The 24,912-nt window shown below is 58.7% G+C and carries 23 protein-coding genes; 15 read left to right on the top strand and 8 right to left on the bottom strand.

Translation table 11 applies throughout. The features are described from left to right. Positions 1-6: 6 nt before the first annotated feature. From kdpC to FHW04_RS09490, 3 genes are read left to right on the top strand one after another with little or no spacing between them, the layout of a single operon-like run. Complete coding sequence (gene kdpC, locus FHW04_RS09500) at positions 7-573, top strand: potassium-transporting ATPase subunit KdpC (RefSeq protein ID WP_089561878.1); 567 nt, start codon at positions 7-9, stop codon at positions 571-573. A gap of 16 nt (positions 574-589) precedes the next feature. After that, positions 590-3,265, top strand: a complete 2,676-nt coding sequence (kdpD, locus tag FHW04_RS09495; protein WP_089561877.1) for a two-component system sensor histidine kinase KdpD — start codon at positions 590-592, stop codon at positions 3,263-3,265. A 54-nt stretch (positions 3,266-3,319) separates the two neighbouring features. Beyond that, positions 3,320-3,823: a TIGR00645 family protein gene (locus FHW04_RS09490; protein WP_031377731.1), complete on the top strand. Its 504-nt coding sequence runs from the start codon at positions 3,320-3,322 to the stop codon at positions 3,821-3,823. 51 nt (positions 3,824-3,874) lie between these two features. Here the strand turns inward: FHW04_RS09490 and FHW04_RS09485 are convergent, their stop codons facing one another. Then, entirely contained in the window at positions 3,875-4,834 is a 960-nt protein-coding gene (locus tag FHW04_RS09485; RefSeq protein WP_089561876.1) for a LysR family transcriptional regulator, read from the bottom strand. Between the two features lie 93 nt (positions 4,835-4,927). Here FHW04_RS09485 and FHW04_RS09480 point away from each other — a divergent pair, with 93 nt between their 5' ends. The 4 genes from FHW04_RS09480 (at position 4,928) to FHW04_RS09465 (ending at position 8,968) form a co-directional block, all read left to right on the top strand. After that, positions 4,928-6,136 carry an MFS transporter gene (locus FHW04_RS09480; protein WP_046289373.1) on the top strand — a complete coding sequence of 403 codons (1,209 nt, stop codon included), beginning with the start codon at positions 4,928-4,930 and terminating at the stop codon, positions 6,134-6,136. Positions 6,137-6,198: 62 nt separating this feature from the next. Beyond that, entirely contained in the window at positions 6,199-7,545 is a 1,347-nt protein-coding gene (locus FHW04_RS09475) for a cation:proton antiporter (protein WP_069729086.1), read from the top strand. 20 nt (positions 7,546-7,565) lie between these two features. After that, on the top strand, positions 7,566-7,904 hold the full coding sequence (locus FHW04_RS09470; protein ID WP_031374853.1) for a hypothetical protein: 339 nt from the start codon (positions 7,566-7,568) through the stop codon (positions 7,902-7,904). Between the two features lie 167 nt (positions 7,905-8,071). After that, a complete protein-coding gene (locus tag FHW04_RS09465; RefSeq protein WP_031374852.1) occupies positions 8,072-8,968 on the top strand; it encodes an alpha/beta hydrolase in 897 nt (298 codons plus the stop codon). Positions 8,969-9,067: 99 nt separating this feature from the next. On the opposite strand, the gene gorA is transcribed toward FHW04_RS09465, so the two are convergent. Next, positions 9,068-10,420 carry a glutathione-disulfide reductase gene (gene gorA, locus FHW04_RS09460; RefSeq protein ID WP_031374851.1) on the bottom strand — a complete coding sequence of 451 codons (1,353 nt, stop codon included), beginning with the start codon at positions 10,418-10,420 and terminating at the stop codon, positions 9,068-9,070. A gap of 128 nt (positions 10,421-10,548) precedes the next feature. On the opposite strand from gorA, the gene rnz reads away from it, so the two are divergent. Beyond that, positions 10,549-11,460: a ribonuclease Z gene (gene rnz / locus FHW04_RS09455; protein ID WP_089561874.1), complete on the top strand. Its 912-nt coding sequence runs from the start codon at positions 10,549-10,551 to the stop codon at positions 11,458-11,460. Here rnz and FHW04_RS09450 read toward each other — a convergent pair. Continuing rightward, entirely contained in the window at positions 11,457-12,275 is an 819-nt protein-coding gene (locus tag FHW04_RS09450) for a CPBP family intramembrane glutamic endopeptidase (RefSeq protein WP_069729089.1), read from the bottom strand. The genes rnz and FHW04_RS09450 overlap by 4 nt on opposite strands. Before the next feature lie 62 nt (positions 12,276-12,337). Further along, the gene (locus FHW04_RS09445) at positions 12,338-13,180 is read right to left on the bottom strand and encodes a 23S rRNA (adenine(2030)-N(6))-methyltransferase RlmJ (protein ID WP_031374848.1); all 843 of its coding nucleotides are present in this window, start codon (positions 13,178-13,180) and stop codon (positions 12,338-12,340) included. A 424-nt stretch (positions 13,181-13,604) separates the two neighbouring features. Between FHW04_RS09445 and prlC the strand changes: the two genes are divergently transcribed. Both prlC and rsmJ read left to right on the top strand, forming a co-directional pair. Next, complete coding sequence (gene prlC, locus FHW04_RS09440) at positions 13,605-15,647, top strand: oligopeptidase A (protein WP_031374847.1); 2,043 nt, start codon at positions 13,605-13,607, stop codon at positions 15,645-15,647. A gap of 8 nt (positions 15,648-15,655) precedes the next feature. Continuing rightward, positions 15,656-16,408 (top strand): 16S rRNA (guanine(1516)-N(2))-methyltransferase RsmJ, encoded by a 753-nt coding sequence (gene rsmJ, locus FHW04_RS09435; protein WP_031374846.1) that lies wholly within the window; start codon positions 15,656-15,658, stop codon positions 16,406-16,408. A gap of 50 nt (positions 16,409-16,458) precedes the next feature. On the opposite strand, the gene uspA is transcribed toward rsmJ, so the two are convergent. Next, entirely contained in the window at positions 16,459-16,896 is a 438-nt protein-coding gene (gene uspA / locus FHW04_RS09430; protein WP_031374845.1) for a universal stress protein UspA, read from the bottom strand. Between the two features lie 417 nt (positions 16,897-17,313). Between uspA and uspB the strand changes: the two genes are divergently transcribed. Further along, complete coding sequence (gene uspB, locus FHW04_RS09425; RefSeq protein ID WP_031374844.1) at positions 17,314-17,649, top strand: universal stress protein UspB; 336 nt, start codon at positions 17,314-17,316, stop codon at positions 17,647-17,649. 37 nt (positions 17,650-17,686) lie between these two features. On the opposite strand, the gene pitA is transcribed toward uspB, so the two are convergent. After that, positions 17,687-19,189, bottom strand: a complete 1,503-nt coding sequence (pitA, locus tag FHW04_RS09420; protein WP_128088259.1) for an inorganic phosphate transporter PitA — start codon at positions 19,187-19,189, stop codon at positions 17,687-17,689. A gap of 243 nt (positions 19,190-19,432) precedes the next feature. On the opposite strand from pitA, the gene FHW04_RS09415 reads away from it, so the two are divergent. Further along, positions 19,433-20,617, top strand: coding sequence for an NAD(P)/FAD-dependent oxidoreductase (locus tag FHW04_RS09415; RefSeq protein ID WP_089561873.1), 1,185 nt, complete (start codon positions 19,433-19,435; stop codon positions 20,615-20,617). Between the two features lie 9 nt (positions 20,618-20,626). Here the strand turns inward: FHW04_RS09415 and FHW04_RS09410 are convergent, their stop codons facing one another. Further along, positions 20,627-21,613 (bottom strand): aldo/keto reductase, encoded by a 987-nt coding sequence (locus tag FHW04_RS09410; protein ID WP_089561872.1) that lies wholly within the window; start codon positions 21,611-21,613, stop codon positions 20,627-20,629. A 286-nt stretch (positions 21,614-21,899) separates the two neighbouring features. Between FHW04_RS09410 and FHW04_RS09405 the strand changes: the two genes are divergently transcribed. Further along, complete coding sequence (locus FHW04_RS09405) at positions 21,900-22,097, top strand: hypothetical protein (protein ID WP_031374840.1); 198 nt, start codon at positions 21,900-21,902, stop codon at positions 22,095-22,097. Position 22,098: 1 nt separating this feature from the next. Continuing rightward, positions 22,099-22,926, top strand: coding sequence for a hypothetical protein (locus tag FHW04_RS09400; protein WP_031374839.1), 828 nt, complete (start codon positions 22,099-22,101; stop codon positions 22,924-22,926). Between the two features lie 31 nt (positions 22,927-22,957). Here FHW04_RS09400 and FHW04_RS09395 read toward each other — a convergent pair whose 3' ends face one another. Beyond that, the gene (locus tag FHW04_RS09395) at positions 22,958-23,977 is read right to left on the bottom strand and encodes a LacI family DNA-binding transcriptional regulator (RefSeq protein ID WP_031374838.1); all 1,020 of its coding nucleotides are present in this window, start codon (positions 23,975-23,977) and stop codon (positions 22,958-22,960) included. A 254-nt stretch (positions 23,978-24,231) separates the two neighbouring features. Between FHW04_RS09395 and FHW04_RS09390 the strand changes: the two genes are divergently transcribed. Beyond that, positions 24,232-24,912 carry an SDR family oxidoreductase gene (locus FHW04_RS09390; RefSeq protein WP_031374837.1) on the top strand — a complete coding sequence of 227 codons (681 nt, stop codon included), beginning with the start codon at positions 24,232-24,234 and terminating at the stop codon, positions 24,910-24,912.

Below are 24,912 nucleotides of genomic sequence, written 5' to 3'. Positions count from 1 at the left end.
AAGAAAATGAGTCAGTTACGTCCGGCGATTTTACTGTTGTTGCTGCTTACCGTTATCAGCGGCGTGGTTTATCCTTTGCTCACCACCGGCCTGGCGCAGTGGCTGTTTCCGGCGCAGGCCAACGGTTCGTTACTGGAGAAACAGGGTGTGGCGCGCGGGTCGGCGCTGATTGGGCAGAACTTTACCCAGCTCGGTTATTTCTGGGGTCGTCCCTCTGCTAGCGGCGATCGGCCCTATAACCCGCTGGCGTCGGGCGGCAGCAATCTGGCCGCCAGTAACCCGGCGCTGGATAAAGCCGTCGCCGAACGGGTTGCCGCGCTGCGGGCCGCCAATCCTCAGGCACCGGCCGCGGTGCCGGTTGAGCTGGTGACCGCCTCAGCCAGCGGACTGGACCCGGATATTTCACCTGACGCGGCGCGCTGGCAGGCCCCTCGCATCGCCGCCAGCCGTCAGTTACCGTTAGCCCAGGTAGAGGCGCTGATTGATCAGCAGACCCACCGGCCGCTGATGCCGTTCCTCGGCGATCCGACGGTCAATGTGCTGCAGCTCAACCTGGCGCTCAGCGATCTGTAATGCCGACAAGGACCCTATGAATCAGGAACCGACGCGCCCCGATCCCGATGCCCTGTTGCAGGCTAGCCGCGACAGCCATCGCGGCCGGCTGAAAATCTACTTTGGCGCCTGTGCGGGCGTCGGGAAAACCTACGCCATGCTGCAGGAGGCGCAACGGCTGCGTGCGCAGGGGCTGGATGTGTTGATCGGCGTGGTGGAGACCCACGACCGGCCGGAAACGGCGCAGCAGCTGAGCGGCTTAACCCTGCTGCCGCGCCGGGCGACCGGCCGCTCGCGCCATGCCGAGTTTGACCTTGATGCGGCGCTGGCCCGCCATCCGGCGGTGATCCTGATGGACGAGCTGGCGCACACCAACGTTCAGGGCTCGCGTCATCCCAAACGCTGGCAGGACATTGAGGAGCTGCTGGAAGCGGGCATTGACGTGCTGACCACCGTCAACGTTCAGCATCTGGAGAGCCTCAATGACGTAGTGGGCGGCGTTACCGGTATTCAGGTGCGGGAAACCGTGCCCGACCCCTTTTTCGACAGCGCCGATGAGGTGGTGCTGGTCGATCTGCCGCCTGACGATCTGCGGCAGCGGCTGAAAGAGGGCAAAGTCTATATCGGCGACCGCGCCGAACGGGCGATTGAGAATTTTTTCCGCAAGGGCAACCTGTTCGCCCTGCGTGAGCTGGCGCTGCGCCGCACTGCGGACCGGGTAGACGATCAGATGCGCGCCTGGCGCGATCAGCAGGGACGGGATCGCGTCTGGCACACCCGCGATGCGATTCTGTTGTGTATTGGCGATGATACCGGCAGTGAAAAACTGGTGCGCACCGCTGCGCGGCTGGCGGCGCGGCTGGGCAGTGAATGGCATGCGGTGTATGTCGAGACGCCCCGGCTGAACCGGCTACCGGAAGCGCGGCGGCGGGCGATCCTGCGTACCCTGCAACTGGCGCAGGAGCTGGGCGCAGAGACCGCCACGCTCTCCGAGCCTGATGAAGCGGAAGCGGTGCTGCGTTACGCGCGCGAACACAATCTCGGCAAAATCGTAACCGGCCGTCGTCCGCTGCGGCGCTGGCGGCGTGACAGTTTTGCCGAACGGCTCGGCCAGCTCGGCCCCGATCTCGATCTGCTGGTGGTGGCGCTGGATGAGCCGCTACACGACGCGCCGCATCCGCTGGCGGACGGCCGGGTCACCAGCGACAAGTGGCGTATTCAGCTACGCGGCGTGATGATGGCGCTGGTGCTGTGCATCGCGGTGACCGTTGCCGGCCAGTCGCTGTTGATCGGTTTCGATCCGGCCAACTGTGTGATGATCTATCTGCTGGCGGTGGTGATCGTGGCGCTGCGCTATGGCCGCTGGCCGTCGGTGATCGCCACGGTGATGAATATCCTCGCCTTTGACCTGTTCTTTGTGGCTCCTACCGGCACGGTGGCGGTCTCCGACCTGCAATATCTGGTGACCTTTGGCGTGATGCTGGCGGTGGGGGTGATCGTCGGCAACCTGACGGCCGGGGTGCGTTATCAGGCGCGGGTGGCGCGCTACCGCGAGCAGCGTGCGCGTCAGCTGTATGAGATGGCCAAATCGCTCGGCAGCGCGTTAACGCCGCAGGATATCGCCGCCACCAGTCAGCGGGTGCTGGACGCCACCCTGCAGGCGCGCTGTCTGCTGCTGCTGCCGGATGAGCAGGGCGAACTGCAACCGGTTGGCGATGCGCTACCCGCCAGTGAGCCTGACCGCGCCATCGCTAAGTGGAGCTACAGCAAAGGCCAGCCGGCCGGTGCCGGAACCGACACCTTACCGGCGGTGCCGTATCAAATCCTGCCGTTAAAAAGCGGCGCGCACTGTCGCGGCTTGCTGGTGGTGGAACCGCAAAATCTGCGTCAGCTGATGATCCCCGAGCAGCAACGGCTGGTGGAAACCTTTACCGTGCTGATCGCCAACGCGCTGGAGCGGATGGCGCTGTCGCACAGCGAGGCGGCATCGCGGCTGTCGGCGGAGCGTGAGCAACTGCGCAATGCGCTGCTGTCCGCGCTGTCACATGACCTGCGCACCCCGCTGACCGTGCTGTTTGGCCAGGCGGAAATGCTGATGCTCGACCTCGCCAATGACAACTCAAAATATGTGCCGCAGGCCAGCCAGATCCGTGAGCAGACGCTGAGCACCATCCGGCTGGTAAGTAACATGCTGGATATGGCGCGCATTCAGTCGGGCGGGCTGAACCTGCGTGAGGAGTGGCTGTCACTGGAAGAGGTGATCGGCGGGGCGCTGAGCAGCATGGCACCGTCGCTGAAAGGGCACGAGGTGCAGCTCGATCTGCCGGACGACATCGTGCTGATCAAGGGCGACAGCAGCCTGCTGGAGCGGGTCTTTACCAACCTGATTGAGAACAGCCTGAAGTATGCCGGTAACTGCGCGCCGCGCGGGATTCGTGCCTGGCGTGCCGGGACGCGGCTGGAGATTGCGCTCTGGGATGGCGGACCCGGCATTGCAGAGGCGGATTTAAGCCGGATTTTTGATAAGTTCACCCGAGGAGATAAGGAGTCAGCCGTGCCGGGCGTCGGGCTGGGACTGGCGATCTGTAAGACCATTATTGAGAGTCATGGCGGGCAGATCTGGGCTGAGAATCGGCCCGAAGGCGGCGCTGTATTTCGTCTGTCGCTGCCGCTGCCGCCGGTTCCGGAAATTTCTGACGAAGGGCTGAAATAACTTCACAGTTGATCAGTTATACTGCCCGACCTGTCTGATTATTATTGGGAATTTATGGAACGTTTTACCGAAAACCTGATGTATGCATCGCGCTGGTTGCTGGCTCCGGTTTACATTGGACTTTCACTCGGCCTGCTGGCGCTGACCATCAAATTTTTCCAGGAAATTTTCCACCTGCTGCCCAACATTTTCAGCATTGCGGAAAACGATCTGATCCTGCTGCTGCTGTCGCTGGTCGACATGACGCTGGTTGGCGGACTGCTGGTGATGGTGATGCTGTCGGGCTACGAGAACTTTGTTTCTAAACTCGATATCGACGAAAGCAAAGAGAAGCTGAGCTGGCTGGGCAAGATGGACTCCGGCTCACTGAAGAACAAAGTCGCGGCGTCGATTGTGGCCATCTCCTCGATTCACCTGCTGCGGGTGTTCATGGAAGCGCGCAACGTCGCCAACGACAAGCTGATGTGGTACGTGATTATCCACCTGACGTTTGTGCTCTCTGCCTTTGTGATGGGCTGGCTGGACAATATGTCGCGTGGTGATAAGAAAGGCCACTGATGAAGGCGGGTGCACAGGCACCCGCTTTTTTTTGCCTGCGGCAGCAGCAGCTTATTCCTCTGGCTCTGCCTGACGGCGTGCAGCCGTGGCCGGCCGGGTGCCCGCCAGCTGCGGCATCACCGCTTTAATCATGGTAAAGAAATGCTGCAGCCTGGCCGGATAGTAGCTGGCCCACGGATAGGTCAGCCAGATCGGCAACGGCGGGGCCTGCCACTGCGGCGTCAGCTGAACCAGCCGCCCCTCGGCTAAATCCTGCTGTACCACCCACGACGACACGATCGCCGCGCCCATTCCGGCCAGCGCTGCTTTACGCACCGCATACAGGCTGTCACTGCTCAGCCTTGGGGTAATCGCCAGGTTAACCGGCTGGCCATCGTCGATCTTCTGTAATGCGACTTCATTACGATAAAAGCTGGTCAGCGCCAGCCACGGCAGATCGCGCAACTGTTCAACCTGCTCAATCGGCGGATGACGGGCCAGCAGCCCGGGCGACGCAACCACAATACGCGGCACTTCTGCCAGCAGAATCGCCACCACTGACGGATCGGTCGGCGCGCCAACCTGAATGGCGCAATCGATATTCTCGGCCATAAAGTCAGGCGTGCGGTCATTCAGCATCCACTCAATATTGAGCCGCGGATAGCGGCGCAGGTAGTCGACCAGCGGGGCGATCAGCTGATCCTGACCAAATGCGTGCGGCGCACGGACCCGCAGGGTACCGACCGGATCGTCGCTGGCCCCGGTCAGCTCATCTTCCAGCGCATGCCAGGTCGCCAGCAGTTGCCGCGCCTGAGCGTAACAGCGCTCACCATCATCGGTGAGTTTAAGCGCGTGCGTGGTGCGCAGAATTAACTTCAGCCCGAGCCGCTGCTCCAGCGTTTGCAGCCGCCGGCTGATGGTCGGCTGGGTAGTACCGAGCAGGGCGGCGGCGGCCGATAAACTGCCGCTCTCCACGATACGAATAAAGGTCTGCATCAGTTCGATGCGGTCGCTGGTATTAGGGTTGCTCATACGTACCACGCATAACAGTTTTGTCTGATGGCAGTCTACCGCGTATGGCCGCAGTGTGCGCTAATAGCGTTACGCATTTATGAGGATCACACCATGTCAGCGACCCGCAGTATGACTCATTCTTCGAGCGAAACGCTCCCCGCTCCGCTGGTTTTTACCCTGGCGGCAGGCGCCGGACTGAGCGTGGCATCGATTTACTACAGCCAGCCGATGCTGGATATCATCAGCAAGCAGTTTAACGTCGGCGTCGGCGCGGTCGGCATGGTGCCGATGCTGACCCAGGCGGGTTATGCCCTCGGCATTCTGCTGCTGGCGCCGCTCGGCGATCGCCATGACCGCCGCACCATTATTTTTATCAAAGGATTACTGCTGGTGGCGGCGTTGCTGCTGTGTGGCTTCTCCGGCGGGCTGAGCGCGTTGCTGATCGCCAGTTTCGTCACCGGCCTGACCGCCACGGTGGCGCAGGATATCGTGCCAGCGTCGGCGGCGCTGGCACCGGAACGCAGCCGTGGCAAAACGGTCGGTACGGTGATGACCGGACTACTGGTCGGCATTCTGCTGTCGCGGGTGATCAGTGGCGTGGTGGCCGAATACTTCGGCTGGCGCACCATGTATATGGTGGCGGCGCTGGCGGTGCTGCTGATCAGCCTGACGCTCTGGCGGGTGCTGCCGCGCTTTACGCCCGGCACGTCGGTCAGCTATCCGCGTCTGCTGCTGTCGCTGGCGCATCTGTGGCGTCATCATCAGACGCTGCGTCGTGCCGCGCTGGCCCAGGGGCTGCTGTCGGTTGGCTTCAGCGCCTTCTGGTCAACGCTGGCGTTAATGCTCAGTGAGCGTTTTCACCTCGACAGTGCGGTCGCCGGGGCCTTTGGTTTAGCCGGTGCGGCCGGTGCGATGGCCGCGCCGCTGGCCGGCAGCTTCGCCGACCGCATCGGTCCGGCCAGAGTGACCCAGGCCGGTGCCGCGCTGGTGACCGTCTCGTTTGCCCTGATGTTCCTGCTGCCGTTGTTGCCGCTGCCGGCTCAGCTGGCGTTGATTGTGGTCAGCACCATCGGTTTCGATTTAGGAGTACAGGCGACGCTGGTGGCGCATCAGACGCTGGTATATGGCCTGGCGCCGGAAGCGCGCAGTCGCCTGAATGCGCTGCTGTTTACCGTGGTGTTTATCGGCATGGCAAGCGGTGCGGCGCTGGGGAGCCTGGCGCTGGCGCACTGGGGCTGGAACGGCGTCGTGGCGCTGTCAACGCTGGCTGGCGCGGCCAGTCTTGCGGTGCGCTTCGCCAGCCGCCATCTGAAAAACTGATTTCTGCGGCCGTCAAAAAATGTGCCAGGCTTAGACATAAACCCGAAATAATCTGGAGTGTTATGAGCTTTTTAGCCTGGACAGCCGCGACAGGCGGCCTGCTGCTGCTGATGTCACTGGCTTCCGGTTGGATACACCGGGGGCCGGTAACTTCTTTTGGCCTGTTTCTCATCGCCGGGATGTTATGTGGGCCGTGGGCGTTTGACGTGCTGCACATCGATATCGTCACCCATTCAGAAGCGGTGGCGCATATTACTGAAATCACCATGGCCGCCTCGCTGTTTATTACCGGCCTGAAGCTGCGTCTGCCGCTACAGAATAACTGCTGGCATACCGGCCTGCGGCTGGCTTTCCCGGCCATGCTGCTGACGGTAGCGGCGATGACACTGCTGGCGCACTGGCTGGTGGGGCTGGACTGGCCGATTGCGCTGGCGTTTGGTGCGATTGTCGCCCCAACCGATCCGGTGCTGGCGAGCTTAATCTCGGTCAACGATGCGCAGGATGACGATTCGCTGCGCGTTGCCATCTCCAGCGAAGCCGGGATGAATGATGGCTCGGCGCTGCCGCTGCTGGTGCTGGCCCTGCTGTTGTTCAATGGCGAAAGCCTGAGCGGATCGCTGCTGACCCATTGGGGAGCGAAAGAGGTGATCTGGGCAATCGGCGGCGGTCTGGCGATCGGTTTTGGCCTGGGCCGCTTAATTGGCGTGCTGGCCACCAAATTGCGAAACGCCAATGGCGACGTGGCGCCCAACGATTTCCTGGCACTGGCGCTGATTGCGCTGAGTTATTCGCTGGTGCAGTGGCTGGGTGCCTCGGGTTTCCTGGCGGCCTTTGCCGCGGGTCTGGGATTGCGCCGCGCTGAGCTGGGGGTGTTCCGTCGCCATCAGCCCGAGGATCTGTCAGAGGATGAGCGGGTGCTGCCTTCCGAGGCGCTGGTCAATCCGAATAAGCGACTGGCGCATCAGGGCAATAACAGCATGGTGAAGTCGATAGGCTTTGTGGTGGGTGACGCGCTGTCGTTTGGTGACACCATTGAACGGTTACTGGCGGCGGGCATGATGGTGGTGCTGGGCGTCACGCTGGCGCAGCACTGGAACATCTATGGCGTGCTGCTGGGGCTGGTGCTGTTTGTGGTGGTGCGCCCGCTGGCCGTCTGGCTGGTTACGCTACGCGCTGGCCTGCCGATGGGGCAGCGGCTGCTGATTGGCTGGCTCGGTATTCGCGGCATCGGCAGTCTGAACTACATCGCCTACGCCTGGACGCACGGGATGGAAGGGCCGCAGATGGAGATTATGACCAATATGGCGTTAACCCTGGTGGTCTGCAGCGTGGTAATACACGGCATAACCGTGTCACCCCTGCTAAACTGGCGTCAAAGGCGTCTGGAAGCCCTTCAGCGCAAGGTTTAACCCGAAAACAGGAGTAGAGAATGAAAGTGACTCACATACTGCTGCTGAGCGTACTGGCCTCTGGCAGCGCCCTGGCGGCGGACGATAGTGAACAGAATGTCTATGCCAGCCAGCTGTGTCACATTGTCAGCAGCGAAAAACAGGTCGCCAGTGCCGATCAATATGTTGAGCAGATGAAATCTTACGTGGCGCGCAGCCAGTCACCGACGGCGATGAATCAGCCCGGTTTTGATGAAGATACCGCGCGTGAAGTGGCCAGCGCCTGGTTGCAACTGGGTGATGACGAGCGCGCCAAACTGCGCGTCAATGAGCAGCAGTGTGAGCAGGCGGTAATGGCCCAGTTCCAGCAGGAAGATTAATTCCTTCCTTCAAGGCAAAAACGCGCCGTCCGGGCGCGTTTTTTTATGGATTTTGGCAGCGCGTTGCGTACATAATCGCCAGCGTCTGGCACCAGACTTGCATCACACTTTTTCTGCAGCCCGCCGCAATAGCTGGCTGAGCGTTTTGATATCACTTAACAGGCATCATGATTACGCGTCGACGCTTTATTCTCGGCACGGGAGCGCTTGGGCTCTCCATGACCACCGGCAAATTATTTGCCCGCGATGACATTATTCCTCTCTGGCCGGATGATCCGCCCGGCGGCGGCGGCCCATCGGGCGAACTTCATGTTAATGCCAGCGGCTCGTGGTCGAATATTGTCAGCCCGGCGATTCAGCGCTTTAAACCGGAAAATCCTAACGGTGAGGCGGTGCTGATTGCTGCCGGCGGCGGCTACCGCTGGATTGGCATGGGACGCGAAGCCTGGCCGGTGGCGCGCTGGCTGAATGCCAACGGCTACACCGCCTATGTGCTTAGCTACCGCCTGCCGCATGAGAAGTGGCAGGCCGGCCGGCTTGCCCCGCTGCAGGATGCACAGCGCGCGATTCGGCTGGTGCGCTCGTTTGAGCGTAAGGTCCACGTGCTGGGCTTCTCGGCCGGGGGACACCTGCTGGGCATGGCGGCCGCGCGCCCTAACTTTGAATCTTACCCGGCCATCGATCCGCTGGATGAGGTGGTGCCAAAAGTCGACAGCGTTGGCCTGATCTATCCGGTGATTACGCTGGAAGCCCCCTACCAGCACACCAATACCCATCTGATGATGGTCGGCAAAAACGCCACGCCACAGGATGAAGCGAACTGGTCGGTACAGAATTACGTCACCCGCCAGTATCCGCCGACCTTTCTGGCGCAGGCTGAAGATGACCACACCTCGAATCCGTTTAACACCGAACTGATGCACGACACCTGTCGCCGCAATCGCGTGCCGGTCGAGCTGATTCAGATCAGTAAAGGCGGTCACGGTTTCGGGCTTGGCAAGGCCGGGACGCCCGCGGCGTTATGGGATCAGGCTTATGTGCGCTGGCTGGATCGCGTAAGCTGAATTGCCCCATGGCGGTGCAGGCCTGCACCGCTGGGCCTGTCGCAGGCAAAAAAAAACAGGCGACCGGGGTCGCCTGTTTGAATTACTCAGCCGTGGCGGCTAGCGCATGGTCACGAACTCTTCCGCTGCCGTCGGGTGAATCGCCACGGTATTGTCGAAGTCTTTTTTGGTGGCCCCCATCTTCAGTGCCACCGCGAAGCCCTGCAGCATCTCATCCATGCCAAATCCGATACCGTGAATACCGACGATTTTCTCCTCGGCACCGACACAGACCAGCTTCATCCGGCACGGCTGGCGATGCTGGGTGACGGCGGTGTACATGGCGGTGAACGCCGATTTATACACTTTCACCTGGTCGTCGCCATACTGTTCCCGCGCCTGCGGTTCGGTCAGACCGACGGTGCCAATCGGCGGATGGCTGAAGACCACCGTCGGAATGTTGCTGTAGTCGAGATGCTCGTCCGGCTTGTTGTTAAACAGGCGCTCAGACAGGCGACGGCCGGCTGCCACCGCCACCGGCGTCAGTTCTACCGCACCGGTGTTGTCACCGACCGCATAAACGCCTGACACGTTGGTGTTCTGGAATTTATCGACCTTAATGTAGCCTTTCTCGTCCAGCGCTACGCCCGCCGCCGCAATGTTCAGGCTGTCATTGGCCGGTTCACGGCCAATCGCCCATACCAGGCAATCCACCGTGAAGTCGCTGCCGTTTTCCAGCTGCAGCGTCAGGCTGCCATCGTCGTTTTTGATTACCGCTTTCGGGATCGCTTCGGTATGCAGCGTCGGGCCTTCGCTGTTCATCACTTCAACCAGCGTGTCGGTGATCAGCGGGTCGAAGCTGCGCAGCGGAGCATGCCTGCGCACAAACAGGTGGGTTTCCGATCCCAGCGCATTCACCACGCCCGCCAGCTCAACGGCGATATAACCCGCGCCGACGACCGCAGTACGCTTCGGCAGCGCGTCCAGCTCAAAGAAACCGTCGGAATCAATCCCGTACTCAGCGCCCGGAATCGACGGATGGCTGGGACGGCCACCGGTGGCAATCAGAATGTGGTTAGCGGTGATGATCTCGCCGTTCACTTCGACGCTGTGCGCATCGACAAAACGGGCGAAGCCTTTGATCACTTCAACCTTGTTTTTACCCAGCACGTTGTCGTAAGAGGTGTGGATACGATCGATATAGGCGCTGCGGTTTTTGACCAGCGTGGCCCAGTCGAAGCGGTTAACGGTGGTATCGAAGCCGTAATCCGGCCCGTACAGATGGATAGCTTCGGCAATTTGCGCAGCATGCCACATGATTTTCTTCGGCACGCAGCCTACGTTAACGCAGGTGCCACCCAGTTCTTTGGCTTCAATCAGGGCGCATTTCTGGCCATACATGGCCGCACGGTTGATCGAGGCGATGCCGCCGCTGCCGCCGCCGATGGCGAGATAGTCGAAATGTCGGGTCATTGAAGTATCCATCCGGTTGCATGAAAAATTGGCATAGAGTGTAACGCTGCGGGTCGAATTGACGCAAAGTTTGCGCCTATGATTGTAATAGGGTTCTGTTTTTTCTCACACTGACAGGGAAGCATACCATGCACCTTACTTTTCTCGGCACCGGCGGCGGTGCGCCCAGCCTGCAGCGTAACGTGACCGCCATCGCCTTTACCCGGGCGCAGAGTGGCGAAAGCTGGCTGTTCGACTGCGGCGAAGGGACCCAGCTACAGTTCATGCGTTCCGACCTGAAACCGGGCAAGCTGGATAAGATCTTCATCACCCATTTACATGGCGACCATATTTTCGGGCTGCCAGGCTTACTCACCAGCCGTTCTATGGCCGGGCTGACCACGCCGATGACCGTGTATGGCCCCAAAGGTTTAAAAGTCTTCCTTGAAACCGCGCTGTCGATCAGTGGCTCTTACACTGATTATCCGCTGACTATTGTTGAGATTGAGGCGGGCTGGACGCTGGATGACGGTGAGTTCCGCATCAATGCCTGGCCGCTGAATCATACGCTGGAATGTCTGGGTTATCGGATTGAGCAGCACGATAAGCCGGGTTTTCTCGATGCGCCGCGCCTGAAGGCCGAAGGCGTACCGCGTGGTCCGTGGTATCAACAGTTGAAGCAGGGCGAAACCGTGACGCTGGAGGATGGCCGGGTAATCAATGGCGCGGACTATCTGGGGCCGGCGATTAAAGGTAAAACGCTGGCGATTTTTGGTGATACCGCGCCAACTGAGGTGGCATTACAGCTGGCGGCGGACGTTGATCTGATGGTGCATGAAACCACGCTGGAAGCGGCGATGATTGAGAAAGCCAACGGACGTGGCCATTCGACCACCTTACAGGCGGCGGAAGTGGCGAAGCGCGCCGGCGCAAAACGGCTGATCGCCACGCACTTCAGTTCACGCTATCTGGCGAAAGATATGCCCCGCTTGCTGGCTGAATGCCAGACCATTTTTCCCGCTACCGAGCTGGCCTATGATCTGGCGGTGTTTACTCTTTAATGATGCAGTGCGGGATAAGTGAAAAGCAGTAAATGGGTGATGTTGAGGGCAAAATGCAGGGCGGTCGAAATCCATAACCGGCCGCTCCAGTGCCACGCCAGCCCATACAGCAGCCCGGCGAGGGTCGCGAAGATCACCAGCAACAGACCGCCGCTCAGATGCACCAGACCAAACAGCAGCGCACTCAGCAACAGCGCGGGTATGCCGCCCAGTGCCAGCGTTAATTTCTGCTGCAGATAACCACGAAACAGCGCCTCTTCCGCCAGCGATACAAAGAACAGATTGGCGAGCATAAAGGTGCCAAGCCAGGCCGGGAAGTGCGGTTCAAACGCTAATCCACCCAGTAATACGGCACTGTATAACAGCAGCGGAACGGCGGCGACCAGCGCCAGCGCGGCCAGCAGCTTATAACGCGGCGGGCTGGCCGGGGCGCGAAACAGCGTCGGCAGACAGGCCAGCAGCACAAAGGGGATCAGCGCTTTATCGAAATTAAACGAGAAGCCGAAAGCCACACTGCGGGCGCCGACCTGCACGTCATCAAGTTTGCGTGGATTATCAAAACCCGGAAACAGATGGAGGAATAACCCGATGGCGATCAGCACCAGCACCGCTTCAGTCAGCATTTGCCGCCGATGATGGTCACGATCGTAAATACGGCATGCCACCACGCCGGCGGTGACCGCGAACAGCAGCAGCGCGGGCCACGCCAGTACGTCCTGATAAAACCCCAGCAGCGTGGCGAGCGCCAGTAATAATAGTGCCAGCCGCCGGGCCGGTTGCAGCGCGGCTAGCGCGCCAGCCAATATGATCCACATGGTGACAGACCTGCAGTACCACGCCGCAGCACCGGCAGTGTGCGGCGTAAAAGGAGAGAGAGTTATTCGGGTACGATCTGGTTGACCACAAAGTGGCCGGTGCCAGCCGGAACCAGTTTTTTATGCAGCCACGGCAGCAGCTCGTTCATCTGGGCAGCCAGCTTCCACGGCGGATTGATCACAATCATGCCGGATGCGGTCATGCCGCGCTGGTCGCTGTCGGGACGGGCGGCCAGTTCGATCTGCAGAATATTGCGAATGCCGGTCGCTTCCAGATCGCGCAGCATATGCTTGATCTGCTGACGCAATACCACCGGATACCACAGCGCGAAGACGCCGGTACCGAATCGCTTATGGCCTTCCTGAATCCCTTTCACCACCGCCTGATAATCGCTTTTCATCTCATACGGCGGATCGATCAGAACCAGACCGCGACGGGATGGCGGCGGCAGTTTGGCTTTTAACTGCTGATAGCCGTCACCGCGTTCTACGCGCGCGCGGCTATCTTTACTGAACTCGTTACGCAGCAGCGGATAGTCACTGGAGTGCAGTTCGGTCATTTGCAGACGGTCATCTTCACGCAGCAGATGGCGGGCAATCAGCGGCGAACCCGGGTAATAACGCAGCGTCCCGTTACGGTTGAGCGCACGGATGGCGTCGAAGTAGGGTTGCAGCAGGGCTGGCGCGTCCGGCTGCTGCCAGATGCGGGCGATACCTTCCAGATATTCGCCGGTGCGCTCAGCGTGTTCACCGCTCAGCAGATAACGTCCGGCACCCGCGTGGGTATCGAGATAAAAGAACGGTTTCTCTTTCTCTTTCAGTGCGGTGATGATCAGGCTCAGTACGGTGTGCTTCAGCACGTCAGCGTGGTTGCCAGCATGGAAGCTATGGCGATAACTCAGCATTGTTTATCCTGTTGAATGTATAAGGTTTTAATTGATGGAAAATCAATTTATACCAATTATTACCTCACGTATTACCCACAGAACGACGCACAGCAACCGACGCAGGAACAGCATGAGAACCATTAAGCGGGCGATTATATCAGGGATGTCCCGCCGATGGGTCGAAAGCATGATAACTAATCCCGCCGGGGCCGCACGCTGCAGGTGAAAAGCCGGCAGCTGTCGCAACGGCGGCATTACACCCTAACCGCAGCGGCTGCGCTTTGATGCAACGCAAATTCTGCCGGTCGATCGGCGATCGCATTCCGCTCGTTTCTTCCGCAGCGAAGCCAGGCCCCATTGATTTTCGCTACACTTAGCCGCATGTTACTTAGATTGCGTTGCGCGACCCATCGCGCCCCACACATCAATAAAGGACTGCGCTATGACCAATCCGCTACTGACATCTTTTACGCTTCCCCCTTTTTCTGCCATCCAGCCTGAACATGTGGTTCCTGCCGTTACGGAAGTCCTGAATGACTGCCGCGCGATGGTCGAAAAAGTGGTGGCGCAAGGCGCACCCTATAGCTGGGACAACCTGGTTCAGCCGCTGGCGGAGAGCGATGACCGTCTGAGCCGCATTTTCTCTCCGGTCAGTCATCTGAACTCGGTTAAAAACAGCCCGGAACTGCGTGAAGCCTATGAGCAGACGCTGCCGCTGCTGTCTGAATACAGCACCTGGGTCGGCCAGCATGAAGGCCTGTATCAGGCGTACCGCAACCTGAAAGAGGGTGACCAGTACGCCGCGCTGGATCTGGCGCAGAAGAAAGCGGTCGATAATGCACTGCGTGATTTCGAACTCTCCGGTATCGGCCTGGCGAAAGATAAACAGCAGCGCTACGGCGAAATTGCTGCCCGCCTCTCCGAACTGGGATCGGCTTACAGCAACAACGTGCTTGATGCCACCATGGGCTGGAGCAAGCTGATCACCGATGAAAACGATCTGGCAGGGATGCCGGAAAGCGCGATGGCTGCGGCCAAAGCCCAGGCGGAAGCCAAAGGTCAGGAAGGCTGGCTGCTGACGCTGGATATCCCCAGCTATCTGCCTGTGATGACCTACTGCGATAACGCCGCGCTGCGCGAAGAGATGTATCGCGCCTACGCGACCCGCGCGTCCGATCAGGGGCCGAATGCGGGTAAATGGGATAACGGCCCGATCATGGCGGAAGAGCTGGCGCTGCGTCATGAACTGGCGCAACTGCTGGGCTTTGACTCCTACGCCGATAAATCGCTGGCGACTAAGATGGCGCAAAGCCCGTCTCAGGTTATCGACTTCCTTAACGATCTGGCGGAGCGCGCCCGTCCGCAGGGTGAAAAAGAGCTGGAGCAGCTGCGCGCTTTCGCGCAAAAAGAGCACGGCGTGACCGAGCTTAATCCGTGGGATCTCACCTATTACGGTGAAAAACAGAAGCAGCACCTCTACACCATCAGCGATGAACAGCTGCGTCCTTACTTCCCGGAATCCCGTGCGGTGGCTGGCCTGTTCGAAGTGGTTAAGCGTATTTACGGCATCACGGCAAAACAGCGTACCGATGTGGAAGTTTATCATCCTGACGTGAAGTTCTTCGATCTGTTCGATGAAACCGGCGAACTGCGCGGCAGTTTCTATCTGGATCTGTATGCGCGTGAACACAAACGCGGCGGAGCCTGGATGGATGACTGCGTCGGTCAGATGCGTAAAGCCGATGGCAGCCTGCAAAAGCCGGTCGCCTACCTGACCTGTAACTTTAACCGCCCGGTGCAGGGCAAACCGGCGCTGTTCACCCACGACGAAGTGATCACCCTGTTCCATGAGTTTGGTCACGGCCTGCATCACATGCTGACCCGGATTGAAGTGCCTGGCGTTTCCGGCATCAGCGGGGTGCCGTGGGATGCGGTCGAATTACCAAGCCAGTTTATGGAAAACTGGTGCTGGGAGCCGGATGCGCTGGCGTTCATCTCTGGCCACTACGAGACCGGTGAGCCGCTGCCGAAGGCGTTGCTGGATAAAATGCTGGCGGCCAAGAACTACCAGGCGGCGCTGTTCATCCTGCGCCAGCTGGAGTTCGGCCTGTTCGACTTCCGTCTGCATACCGAATTTGACCCGGCTAAAGGCGCCCGGATTCTTGAGACGCTGCGCGAAGTGAAAAGCCGCGTTGCGGTGGTGCCGAGCCCGGAATGGGGCCGTTTCCCGCACGCCTTCAGCCACATCTTCGCCGGTGGCTATGCGGCCGGTTACTACAGCTACCTGTGGGCGGATGTACTGGCGGCAGATGCCTATTCACGCTTTGAAGAAGAGGGCATTTTCAATCGCGAAACCGGCCAGTCGTTCCTCGACAATATCCTGACGCGTGGCGGTTCCGAAGAGCCGATGGAGCTGTTCAAACGCTTCCGCGGCCGTGAACCGCAGCTCGACGCCATGCTGGAACATTACGGCATTCAGGGATAAGTCGTTACGTGAAAATCTGTTTGCTCGATGAATCAGGCGCCGGAGACGGCGCCTTATCACGTTTAGCGCAGCGCTGGCAGCTGGAGCACGACGAAAATGCCTTGCTGGCGCTGGTACAAACCCCGACGCATCTTGAGCTGCGTAAGCGGGATGAGCCGAAGCTGGGCGGCATCTTTGTCGATTTTGTCTCAGGTGCAATGGCGCACCGTCGTCGCTTTGGCGGCGGTCGCGGTGAAGCCGTGGCAAAAGCGGTGGGCATTAAAGGCGACTATCTGCCGGATGTGGTGGATGCCACGGCCGGACTCGGGCGTGATGCCTTTGTCCTGGCGGCACTGGGCTGCCGGGTGCGGATGCTGGAGCGCCATCCGGTGGTGGCAGCGCTGCTGGAAGACGGTTTACAGCGCGGCTATCAGGATGCGGAAATCGGCGGCTGGCTGCGTCAGCGCCTGACGCTGATTCACGCCGCCAGCGCCGAGGCGCTGAGCGATATCACCCCGCAGCCGGACGTGGTCTATCTCGATCCGATGTATCCTCACCGGCAGAAAAGCGCGATGGTGAAAAAAGAGATGCGGGTATTTCAGTCGCTGGTGGGTCCCGATGAGGATGCTGACGCGCTGCTGGAACCGGCCCGTCGGCTGGCAAAGAAGCGGATCGTGGTGAAGCGGCCCGACTATGCGCCGCCGCTGGCAGGCGTGGTTACCCAGGCGGCGGTGGTGACCAAAAGCCATCGCTTCGATATCTATCCCCCACTGGTCAGTTAACCCGATAAAAAAGCCGGCAATCAGCCGGCTTTATGGGTCCTGCACGTCACTCAGGCTTCATCTTCATCGCGTAGCGGCACAATCAGCATGTCGATATGTACGGTGTTGATCAACTGGCGCGCCGACGACATCAGCTTGCTCCAGAAGTCCTGATGATGACCACACACCACCAGATCGACGTCATACTTTTTAATCGCATCCACCAGCACCTGGCCGAGATCGCCGCTGCCGCTCAGGGTTTCACTGATCGGGTAGCCCGCGGAATCAGACAGACCTTTCAGCGCAGAGTGCGTCTCTTCAGAAATACGCTTCTGCATATCGCCCAGGTTGACATCAATCAGGCCGGTGTAGAGATCGGAATAATTCACATCGACGTGAATCAGGGAAATTTTGGCGTCGTAAGGGCGGGCCAGCGAAACGGCTTTATCCACCAGTAACTGACTTTCGGGAGAAAGGTCTACTGCAATCAGGATATGTTTATAAGCCATGATAAAACTCCTTTCACGAGATTAAGGATGGCATCCGGGGTTCCTGCCGCGTCACAGCTTAGCGAAATCCTTTGCGCGAGCGGGCGATGAGCGCCACCAAAGTGTGTACCTGCGGTGCAGGTGGTCATGTTGTTATGTCTCTGAGTATAGCCTTCTCTGCGGGCAAATGCTGCCGTTGCCGCCTGGCTTGTGAATAAGATCAACGATGCGGTAATTTTACTCGCGCCAAACGAAATTCATCGCTGGAAAAAATTTAAACATTTCTCCTACACTGAAAAAAGGCGGTCTGGTTTGTTACCGCCCAGGCGTTCAGAACACTATCGCAGTTGGGTGATTCAGAGGTTGGCTATTTCTGTGGGCGTGCTCAGCGTTTTCCCGCTGCGTCTGTTCCTGCGGCTCCAGCCAGGAGGGGAGAATATGATCAGTACTATTGCGCTTTTTTGGGCTCTTTGTGTGGTGTGTATTGTGAATATGGCGCGCTATTTTTCTTCTCTGCGTGCGTTGCTGGCGGTATTACGCGGTTGCGATCCGCTGCTGTATCAGTATGTCGACGGGGCGGGGTTTTTCACCTCTCACGGCCAGCCCAGCAAACAGGTGCGACTGGTGACCTATATCTGGGCGAAACGCTATCTTGATCATCATGATGACGAATTTATTCGTCGCTGCGAGCGGGTAAGGGGACAGTTTATGCTGACCAGCGCGCTGTGCGGACTGGTGGTGATCAGCCTGGTGGCGATGGCGATCTGGCATTAAAAAGGGCGACTTGCGTCGCCCTCTGATCTCGCTGGCATTACACCAGTTTTAAGGCAATCCAGTAGAGCGAACCTGACAGCACAATACATACCGGCAGCGTGAAGATCCACGCCATGGCGATGTTTTTGATGGTCCGGCTCTGCAATCCGCCGCCGTCAACCAGCATGGTACCGGCGACTGACGAAGAGAGGATGTGGGTGGTCGAAACCGGCATTCCGGTATAGCTGGCGACGCCGATAGAGAGCGCTGCCGTGACCTGGGCTGACATTCCCTGTGCATAGGTCATGCCTTTTTTACCAATCTTCTCACCAATGGTGGTGGCAACACGACGCCAGCCAATCATGGTGCCGGTGCCGAGCGCTAACGCAACCGCAACGATAATCCAGACCGGCGCATACTCGATGGTGCCAAGCAGATCGCCTTTCAGTTTATTGAGGAAGCGCTGATCGTCCGGGGTCGTTTCCGGCAGCTTGGCCGCTTTGTCCGCCGTATCTGAGATACACAGCAGCAGGCGACGCATCTGGCCGCGCTGATCCACCGTCAGCTGATCGTAACTTTGCAGATTATTCAGCAGCACCTGTGCGCGCTGAACCGCCTGTAACGCGCGGGCGCTGTCACAGTGGAACTCCTGCGGGCTGGTTGATGGCACTTCTTCCGGCGTCGGCAGCTTAGGCGGCGCCATCTGGATGATATGCGTCAGCGAAGCGTTGTGCTGCTGATAATACTGCTCCAGATGATTGACCGCATCGCGGGTCCGGGTGATGTCGTAGCCCGAGGCATTCATGTTTACCACGAAGCCGGCCGGAGCCACGCCGATCAACACCAGCATAATCAGACCGATGCCTTTCTGGCCGTCATTCGCGCCATGCGAATAGCTGACGCCGATCGCTGAAACAATCAGGGCGATGCGGGTCCAGAACGGCGGCTTTTTCTTGCCGTCGATCTTTTCGCGGTCGGCTGGCGTCATATGGATGCGGGCACGCTTTTTGGTGCTGCTCCAGTAACGACGCAGAATAAAGATCAGGCCACCGGCGATCGCCAGGCCGACAATCGGCGACAGGATCAGAGACAGGAAGATGTTCAGCACTTTCGGGATGTTGAGTGCATCAACCACCGAGGTACCGGTCATCAGGGCGTTGGTCAGACCGATACCAATAATGGCGCCGATCAGGGTATGGGAGCTGGATGCCGGCAGACCCAGATACCAGGTGCCGAGATTCCAGATAATCGCCGCCAGCAGCATAGAAAACACCATGGCGAGACCGTGAGCCGATCCAACATTTAATAACAGATCGGTGGGGAGCATATGAACAATGGCATAGGCGACACTCAATCCACCGAGTAGCACGCCAAAAAAGTTAAAGACGCCTGCCATAACCACAGCAAGCTGGGCACGCATGGCACGCGTATAGATGACCGTCGCAACTGCGTTGGCCGTGTCGTGGAAGCCGTTGATTGCTTCGTAAAACAATACAAACAGCAGGGCAAGAACCAATAACAGGCCAGTACTGAGGTCTAGACCAGCAAACAGATGTAGCATAAACGTTACGCCATTTTTGGAGGACATGAACGCGGCGCATTATCCGCGACAACGTGCTGTATGGGAAAGGAAAATATAGCCTTAATTTGACCTTTAGCAGTAACGTAGCCGGGTTAAAGGGGGAAAAAGGCCCAGATATTAGTCAGTTACATTATGACACATTTACGGCAAATTTTTGACGCTGGCGTCTCAGTGAGCAGATCACTACAATCTGCGCCTTTCCGATTAAGTGAGTAAACCGCCGTGGAACAGTTTGACGTTATCATCATTGGTGCCGGGGCCGCAGGGCTGTTCTGTGCCGCCCAGGCCGGACAGCGCGGGCGTCGCGTATTGCTGCTGGATAACGGCAAAAAGCCGGGACGTAAGATCCTGATGTCGGGCGGAGGGCGCTGCAACTTCACCAATCTCTACACTGAACCGGCGGCCTATCTGTCACATAACCCTCATTTCTGTAAGTCGGCGCTGGCGCGTTATACCCAGTGGGATTTTATCGATCTGGTCAATCGTCACCAGATAGCCTGGCATGAGAAAACCCTTGGCCAGCTGTTTTGTGATGATTCCGCTCAGCAGATTGTCGATCTGCTGCTGGCCGAGTGCGAAAAGGGCCAGGTGACGCTGCGGTTACGCAGTGAAGTGCTGAGCGTGACGCGTGACGACAGCGGCTACACCCTGCAACTCAACGGCAGCACGGTTCAGGCGGAAAAACTGGTCATCGCCAGTGGCGGTCTGTCGATGCCCGGCCTGGGCGCATCGCCGTTTGGCTATAAAATTGCTGAACAGTTTGGTCTGACCGTCTTCCCGACGCGTGCTGCGCTGGTGCCGTTTACCCTGCATAAGCCGCTGCTGGAACAGCTACAGACTTTGTCCGGCGTGGCCCTGGAGACCACCATCGACGCGCAGGATGGCACCCGCTTTAAAGAGGCGATGCTGTTTACCCATCGGGGACTCTCTGGCCCGGCGGTGTTGCAGATCTCCAGCTACTGGCTGCCGGGTGAGTTCGTCACTATCGATCTGTCGCCTGCCACGCCGCTCGACGCCTTTCTGACCGTTCAGCGTGAGGCGCATCCGAACCTCAGCCTGAAGAACAGCCTGGCAAAAATTCTGCCGAAACGGCTGGTGGAGGTGCTGCAAACGCTGAAGGTGGTGCCCGATATCACCCTGAAGCAGCTCAACAGCAAGCAGCAGGCGGAGCTGGTGCAGACGCTGCACGCCTGGCGTATTCAGCCAAACGGAACCGAAGGCTATCGCACTGCTGAAGTGACGCTGGGCGGCGTGGATACCACCCAGCTCTCTTCGAAAACCATGGAAGCACGGACGGTACCGGGCCTCTATTTCATTGGTGAAGTGGTGGATGTGACCGGCTGGCTGGGGGGATATAACTTCCAGTGGGCGTGGAGTTCCGCCTGGGCGTGCGCCCAGGCGTTGTAAATCGCGCGACTACCAGCGCTGATGCACGTAAGGGGCGATCTTCGCCTGATAAATCTGCTTCAGCGCCGCCATGGTCTCGTCAGACAGCGCGTCAACGCTGCTGGCGCGGGCATTGTCTTCAGCCTGCTGGCGATTTTTCGCGCCGGGGATCACCACGCTGACATCGTCGTTCATCAGGATCCAGCGCAGCGCCAGCATCGCCATGCTGATGTCGCCCGGCACGTAACGACGAATCTCCTCTACCGCCTCCAGCGCCACCTCATACGGTACGCCGGAAAAGGTTTCACCCTTATCAAAGGCTTCGCCATTGCGGTTGAAGGCGCGGTGATCGTCGGCGGCAAACTGGCTGTCCGGGCCCATTTTCCCGGTCAGCAAGCCTGATGCCAGCGGGACGCGGGCGATAATCCCGACATTACGCCGTTTTGCCTCACGCAGCAGCAGTTCCGCCGGACGCTGGCGGAAGATGTTGTAGATCAGCTGAATAGATGAGACGTTGGGAAATTCCAGCGCCTTCAGCCCCTCTTCGACTCTTTCTACCGACACGCCGTAATGGCGAATTTTCCCGGCGGCAACCATCTCATCCATCACTGCAAACACCTCCGGATTGTAATAAACCTCGGTTGGCGGGCAGTGAAGCTGCACTAAATCCAGCGTCCCGGTTTGCAGATTCTCGCGCGAGCGGTCGACAAACGCATTGAGGTTGCTGGCGTTATAACCGTCCACCACGTGCGGCGACAGCCGCCGGCCCAGCTTGGTTGCCACAAACGGGCGCTCACCGCCGCGCTGATTCAGCACCCCGGCGATAATCTTTTCAGAGCGGCCGTCACCATACACATCGGCAGTATCAATAAAGGTTATGCCGGCATCCAGGGCAGCGTGCAGCGCGGCCTCGGCATCCTGCTGGCTGACTTCTCCCCAGTTCCCGCCAATCGCCCATGCGCCAAAGCCAATTTCGGAGACGCGCTGACCGGTACGACCTAACGTGCGTTGTTTCATCTGAATCTTCCTCAATACAGGGGTGACAGTAAGCTGACAAAGATTGAGCTTAGCGCTAACCGGCGAGGAAGGGATGACGCCCGGTCACAGACTGCTACGCTGAAAAAGGGCAGACGACACCGCCAATCTACTGGTTATGTTGGCTATTTCAGCAAAATGCGGCCAGAGATGAACACTAACCGCTTCGCTAATTAATTGATTTTAAGAAATTTCACCTGAAATTAACCAGGCGAGAGTGCCGTTTCGGTCACATACTTTCTCTTTTAAACCCGATAAGTGGATCGCCATGTTCAAATTTGTTAAATCGCTGTTTGCCAGTCCCGAGAAATTTCTGCAGATCATGTCCCGCCAGGACATCAACGACTCCATCGCTGAAGGTGAACGCATCATCATTGACGAGAACGGCAATATCTCGGTCAACACCCTTAGTGAAGAAGTGCACGAAGATTTTGCCCGCCATGTGAATACGTTAAAGGGAGTCTGAGGTGGGTACCGCAATATTCATGGTGTTAATGGTCAGTGGTTACTGGTACACCAGCCGCGATTTGAATAGCCGCTTTAAAATCCGCCGCTCGTCGGGCTGGGATGTCTATTTTCTGGTTGCCTTGTACGGCTGTATTTTTGTTTTGCAGGGCGTGTTTGCCACCGGCATTGTCTGGTTACTGCTGCTCGCCATCTCTGCTATTGCCAACGCGGTACAGATGATCCCGGGCGTCCATCTCAAATGGCAGATGGAGTTTATGAACTGGAGCTTCCTCGGCATCCAGGCACCGATTGTGATCATGCTGGCGTTTGCCATTTTGTTTTGCCTGTATCGCTCGAACTGGGCGGGCAGTGCACGACTTAACGTCTCCGGGCGTAAAGATCTCTATCAGCAACTGTCGCGCTCGAATGGCGTTGAGCAGCTGCTGTTTCAGTGCATGGAAGAGGGTGAACTGGCGTGGATTACGCTCAAGTCGCGCCGCATCTACATCGGGATGGTGCACGCCTCGACCTTTGAGTATGAGAGCACCAAAAATATCGTCCTGATCCCGATGCTCAGCGGCTATCGCGACAGCAAAACGCTGAAGCTGGCGGTAGAGCATAACTACAGCAAGTGGTACGCCGAGCACGGCATCACGCTGGACTCTACGCCCAAAGACGCGATGTCATTTCGTAAAGTGATTATGGTCGATCAGATTGAAAGCCTGTCGCTGTTTGACCCGGCCAGCGCCACTGCGCTGTCGATGGGTCATCCGCAGGAAGTCGAGAAGAGCCAGGGCAGCGATGACGGCCAGAGTCCGGATGATGAGAGCCGGGAGCCGCCGCAGTAACCTTTGTGCTGGCCCCTTAATGCGTGAGGGGTTACACCATATTCTCCGCCGTAAACAGCCGGAACGCGACTTTACCCTGCTGATAGACATCCGGCTGATAACCGGTTTCCAGATGCCGCAGCAGCAGGTCAATCGACAACCGGGCGTGCTGCCGGGCGTGCTGATCGAGGGTAAACGCCACTTCATCATTCAGCAGCAGCTGACGGGTCACTGAATAAAGCTCGTGGGTAATGTAAGTACAGCGGCCCAGCAGCTGATGGGCGCGCAGCGTTTCGCTGACGTCAGTATTGCCCATGCCGGTATTGTAGACGCCCGCAATCGCCTGCGACTGGGTCAGATTACGCGCCAGCAGGCTGCGGATGGTGCCGCGGTCGTCCTGACCAAGCAGCACTTCACGCAGGTGACGTTGCGGTGCGCGCTGGCTCATCACTTCGCGGAAACCGGCGATGCGCTGCCGGTGTGCCTGGTAATCGAAACGGCCGCTGACCATCACGATATCGCCGGGCTGATGGCTGGTTTTACTCATCAGCAAACCGGCTGTCCGTCCCGCCTGATACTGGTCGATACCGACATGGCACAGGCGATCGGCGGCGGGCAGATCGGTCACGATGGTGATCACCGGCACGTTACGGCTGCGACACAGCGCCAGTGCGCGATAGATCGGTGGCGAATCGTGGGCGAAAACAATGATGCCGTCGCGATTGGCGCTGCGGGCAATAATGCTCTGCGCCAGCTTTTCGGGCTGCGCTTCGGTCACCAGGGTTTTGTGCAGCTTAAGACGGCGATAGCCGAGCTGGCTGGCGACGTCGCTGAAGTGGGCGGTCAGCTGCTGGAAAAACGAAGAACCGTTGTTGCTGAGGAACACTTCTATTTGCCACGGATGCTGATACTCCTCCGGCAGCAGGCGCTTCAGGCCGACTTCGCGTGCCGCTTTCAGCACTTTGCGGGTGGTTTCCAGCGACACGCCGCCACGTTCATTCAGCACCCGATCAACCGTCGCGATGCCGACGCCGGCCATTTTTGCCACCGTGTCTAAGGTGAGCTTTTTCATTCAGACTCCACGTGAAAAAAGCGGACGAACGTCGCGCAGCCTGCCACTCAATCGATATCTTCTAACCGGTTAAAAGTAAAAGATAAAGCGAAATATTGATGGGAAACCATCAGGGAAAAGTGCCTGGCCGGTTTACCTGCTCGCCGGGCGCATTTTACCGGTTGTGCGGTTGCCGGACGAAATAGCACCTGCGGCTGCTGGCAGGGCGGATTTGCCGTTAAGCTGATAGATGACATCATCAATGAGGAATCAATATGGCTCAGCAAGGTAAAGCATTAGTGATCGGCGCATCACGCGGTATTGGACTGGCGGTGGTGCAGGCGTTTGCCGCCCAGGGCTGGCAGGTGACCGCCACGCATCGCAGCGGCATCCCGGCGCAGGGAGAACAGCCGGGCGTCACGTGGCATGCGCTGGATATGACCGAATCGTCGGCAGTGCAGCAGCTGGCAGGCCAGCTCGCCGGACAGATGTTTGATGCGATTCTGATTAACGCCGGGATCTTTGGTCCGGCGCACCAGACGCTGGCGCAGAGTGAGGCGCAGGAGCTGGCTCAGCTGTTTCTGACCAATGCGGTGGCACCGGTACGCAGTGCCGAAATTTTGCTGCCGCTACTTAGCAAGCAGAAGGGAGTGCTGGCGATCACCTCATCACAGCTGGCCAGCCTGAGCGAAAACCCGCGCGCTGACATGCCGCTCTATTCCGCCAGCAAAGCGGCGCTGAATATGCTGAGCCGGTCGCTGGCTGAGGAGGTTGAAGCCCAGGCCGGCACGCTGGTGACGCTGCATCCGGGCTGGGTAAAAACCGAGATGGGCGGTGAAGCTGCGCCGTTAACCGTTGAGGAGAGCGCTGAGGGTATTGTCCGGCAGCTGACCGCCTGGCAGGGCCGCGGCGGTCATCACTACATTGATTACAGCGGTAAAACGCTGCAATGGTAA

The organism is Pantoea sp. AN62, assembly GCF_050432985.1.
In the GTDB taxonomy this organism is placed as follows: domain Bacteria; phylum Pseudomonadota; class Gammaproteobacteria; order Enterobacterales; family Enterobacteriaceae; genus Pantoea; species Pantoea brenneri.
Note: the sequence above shows the minus strand (reverse complement) of the source record. Positions and strands in the feature narration are given on the sequence as shown.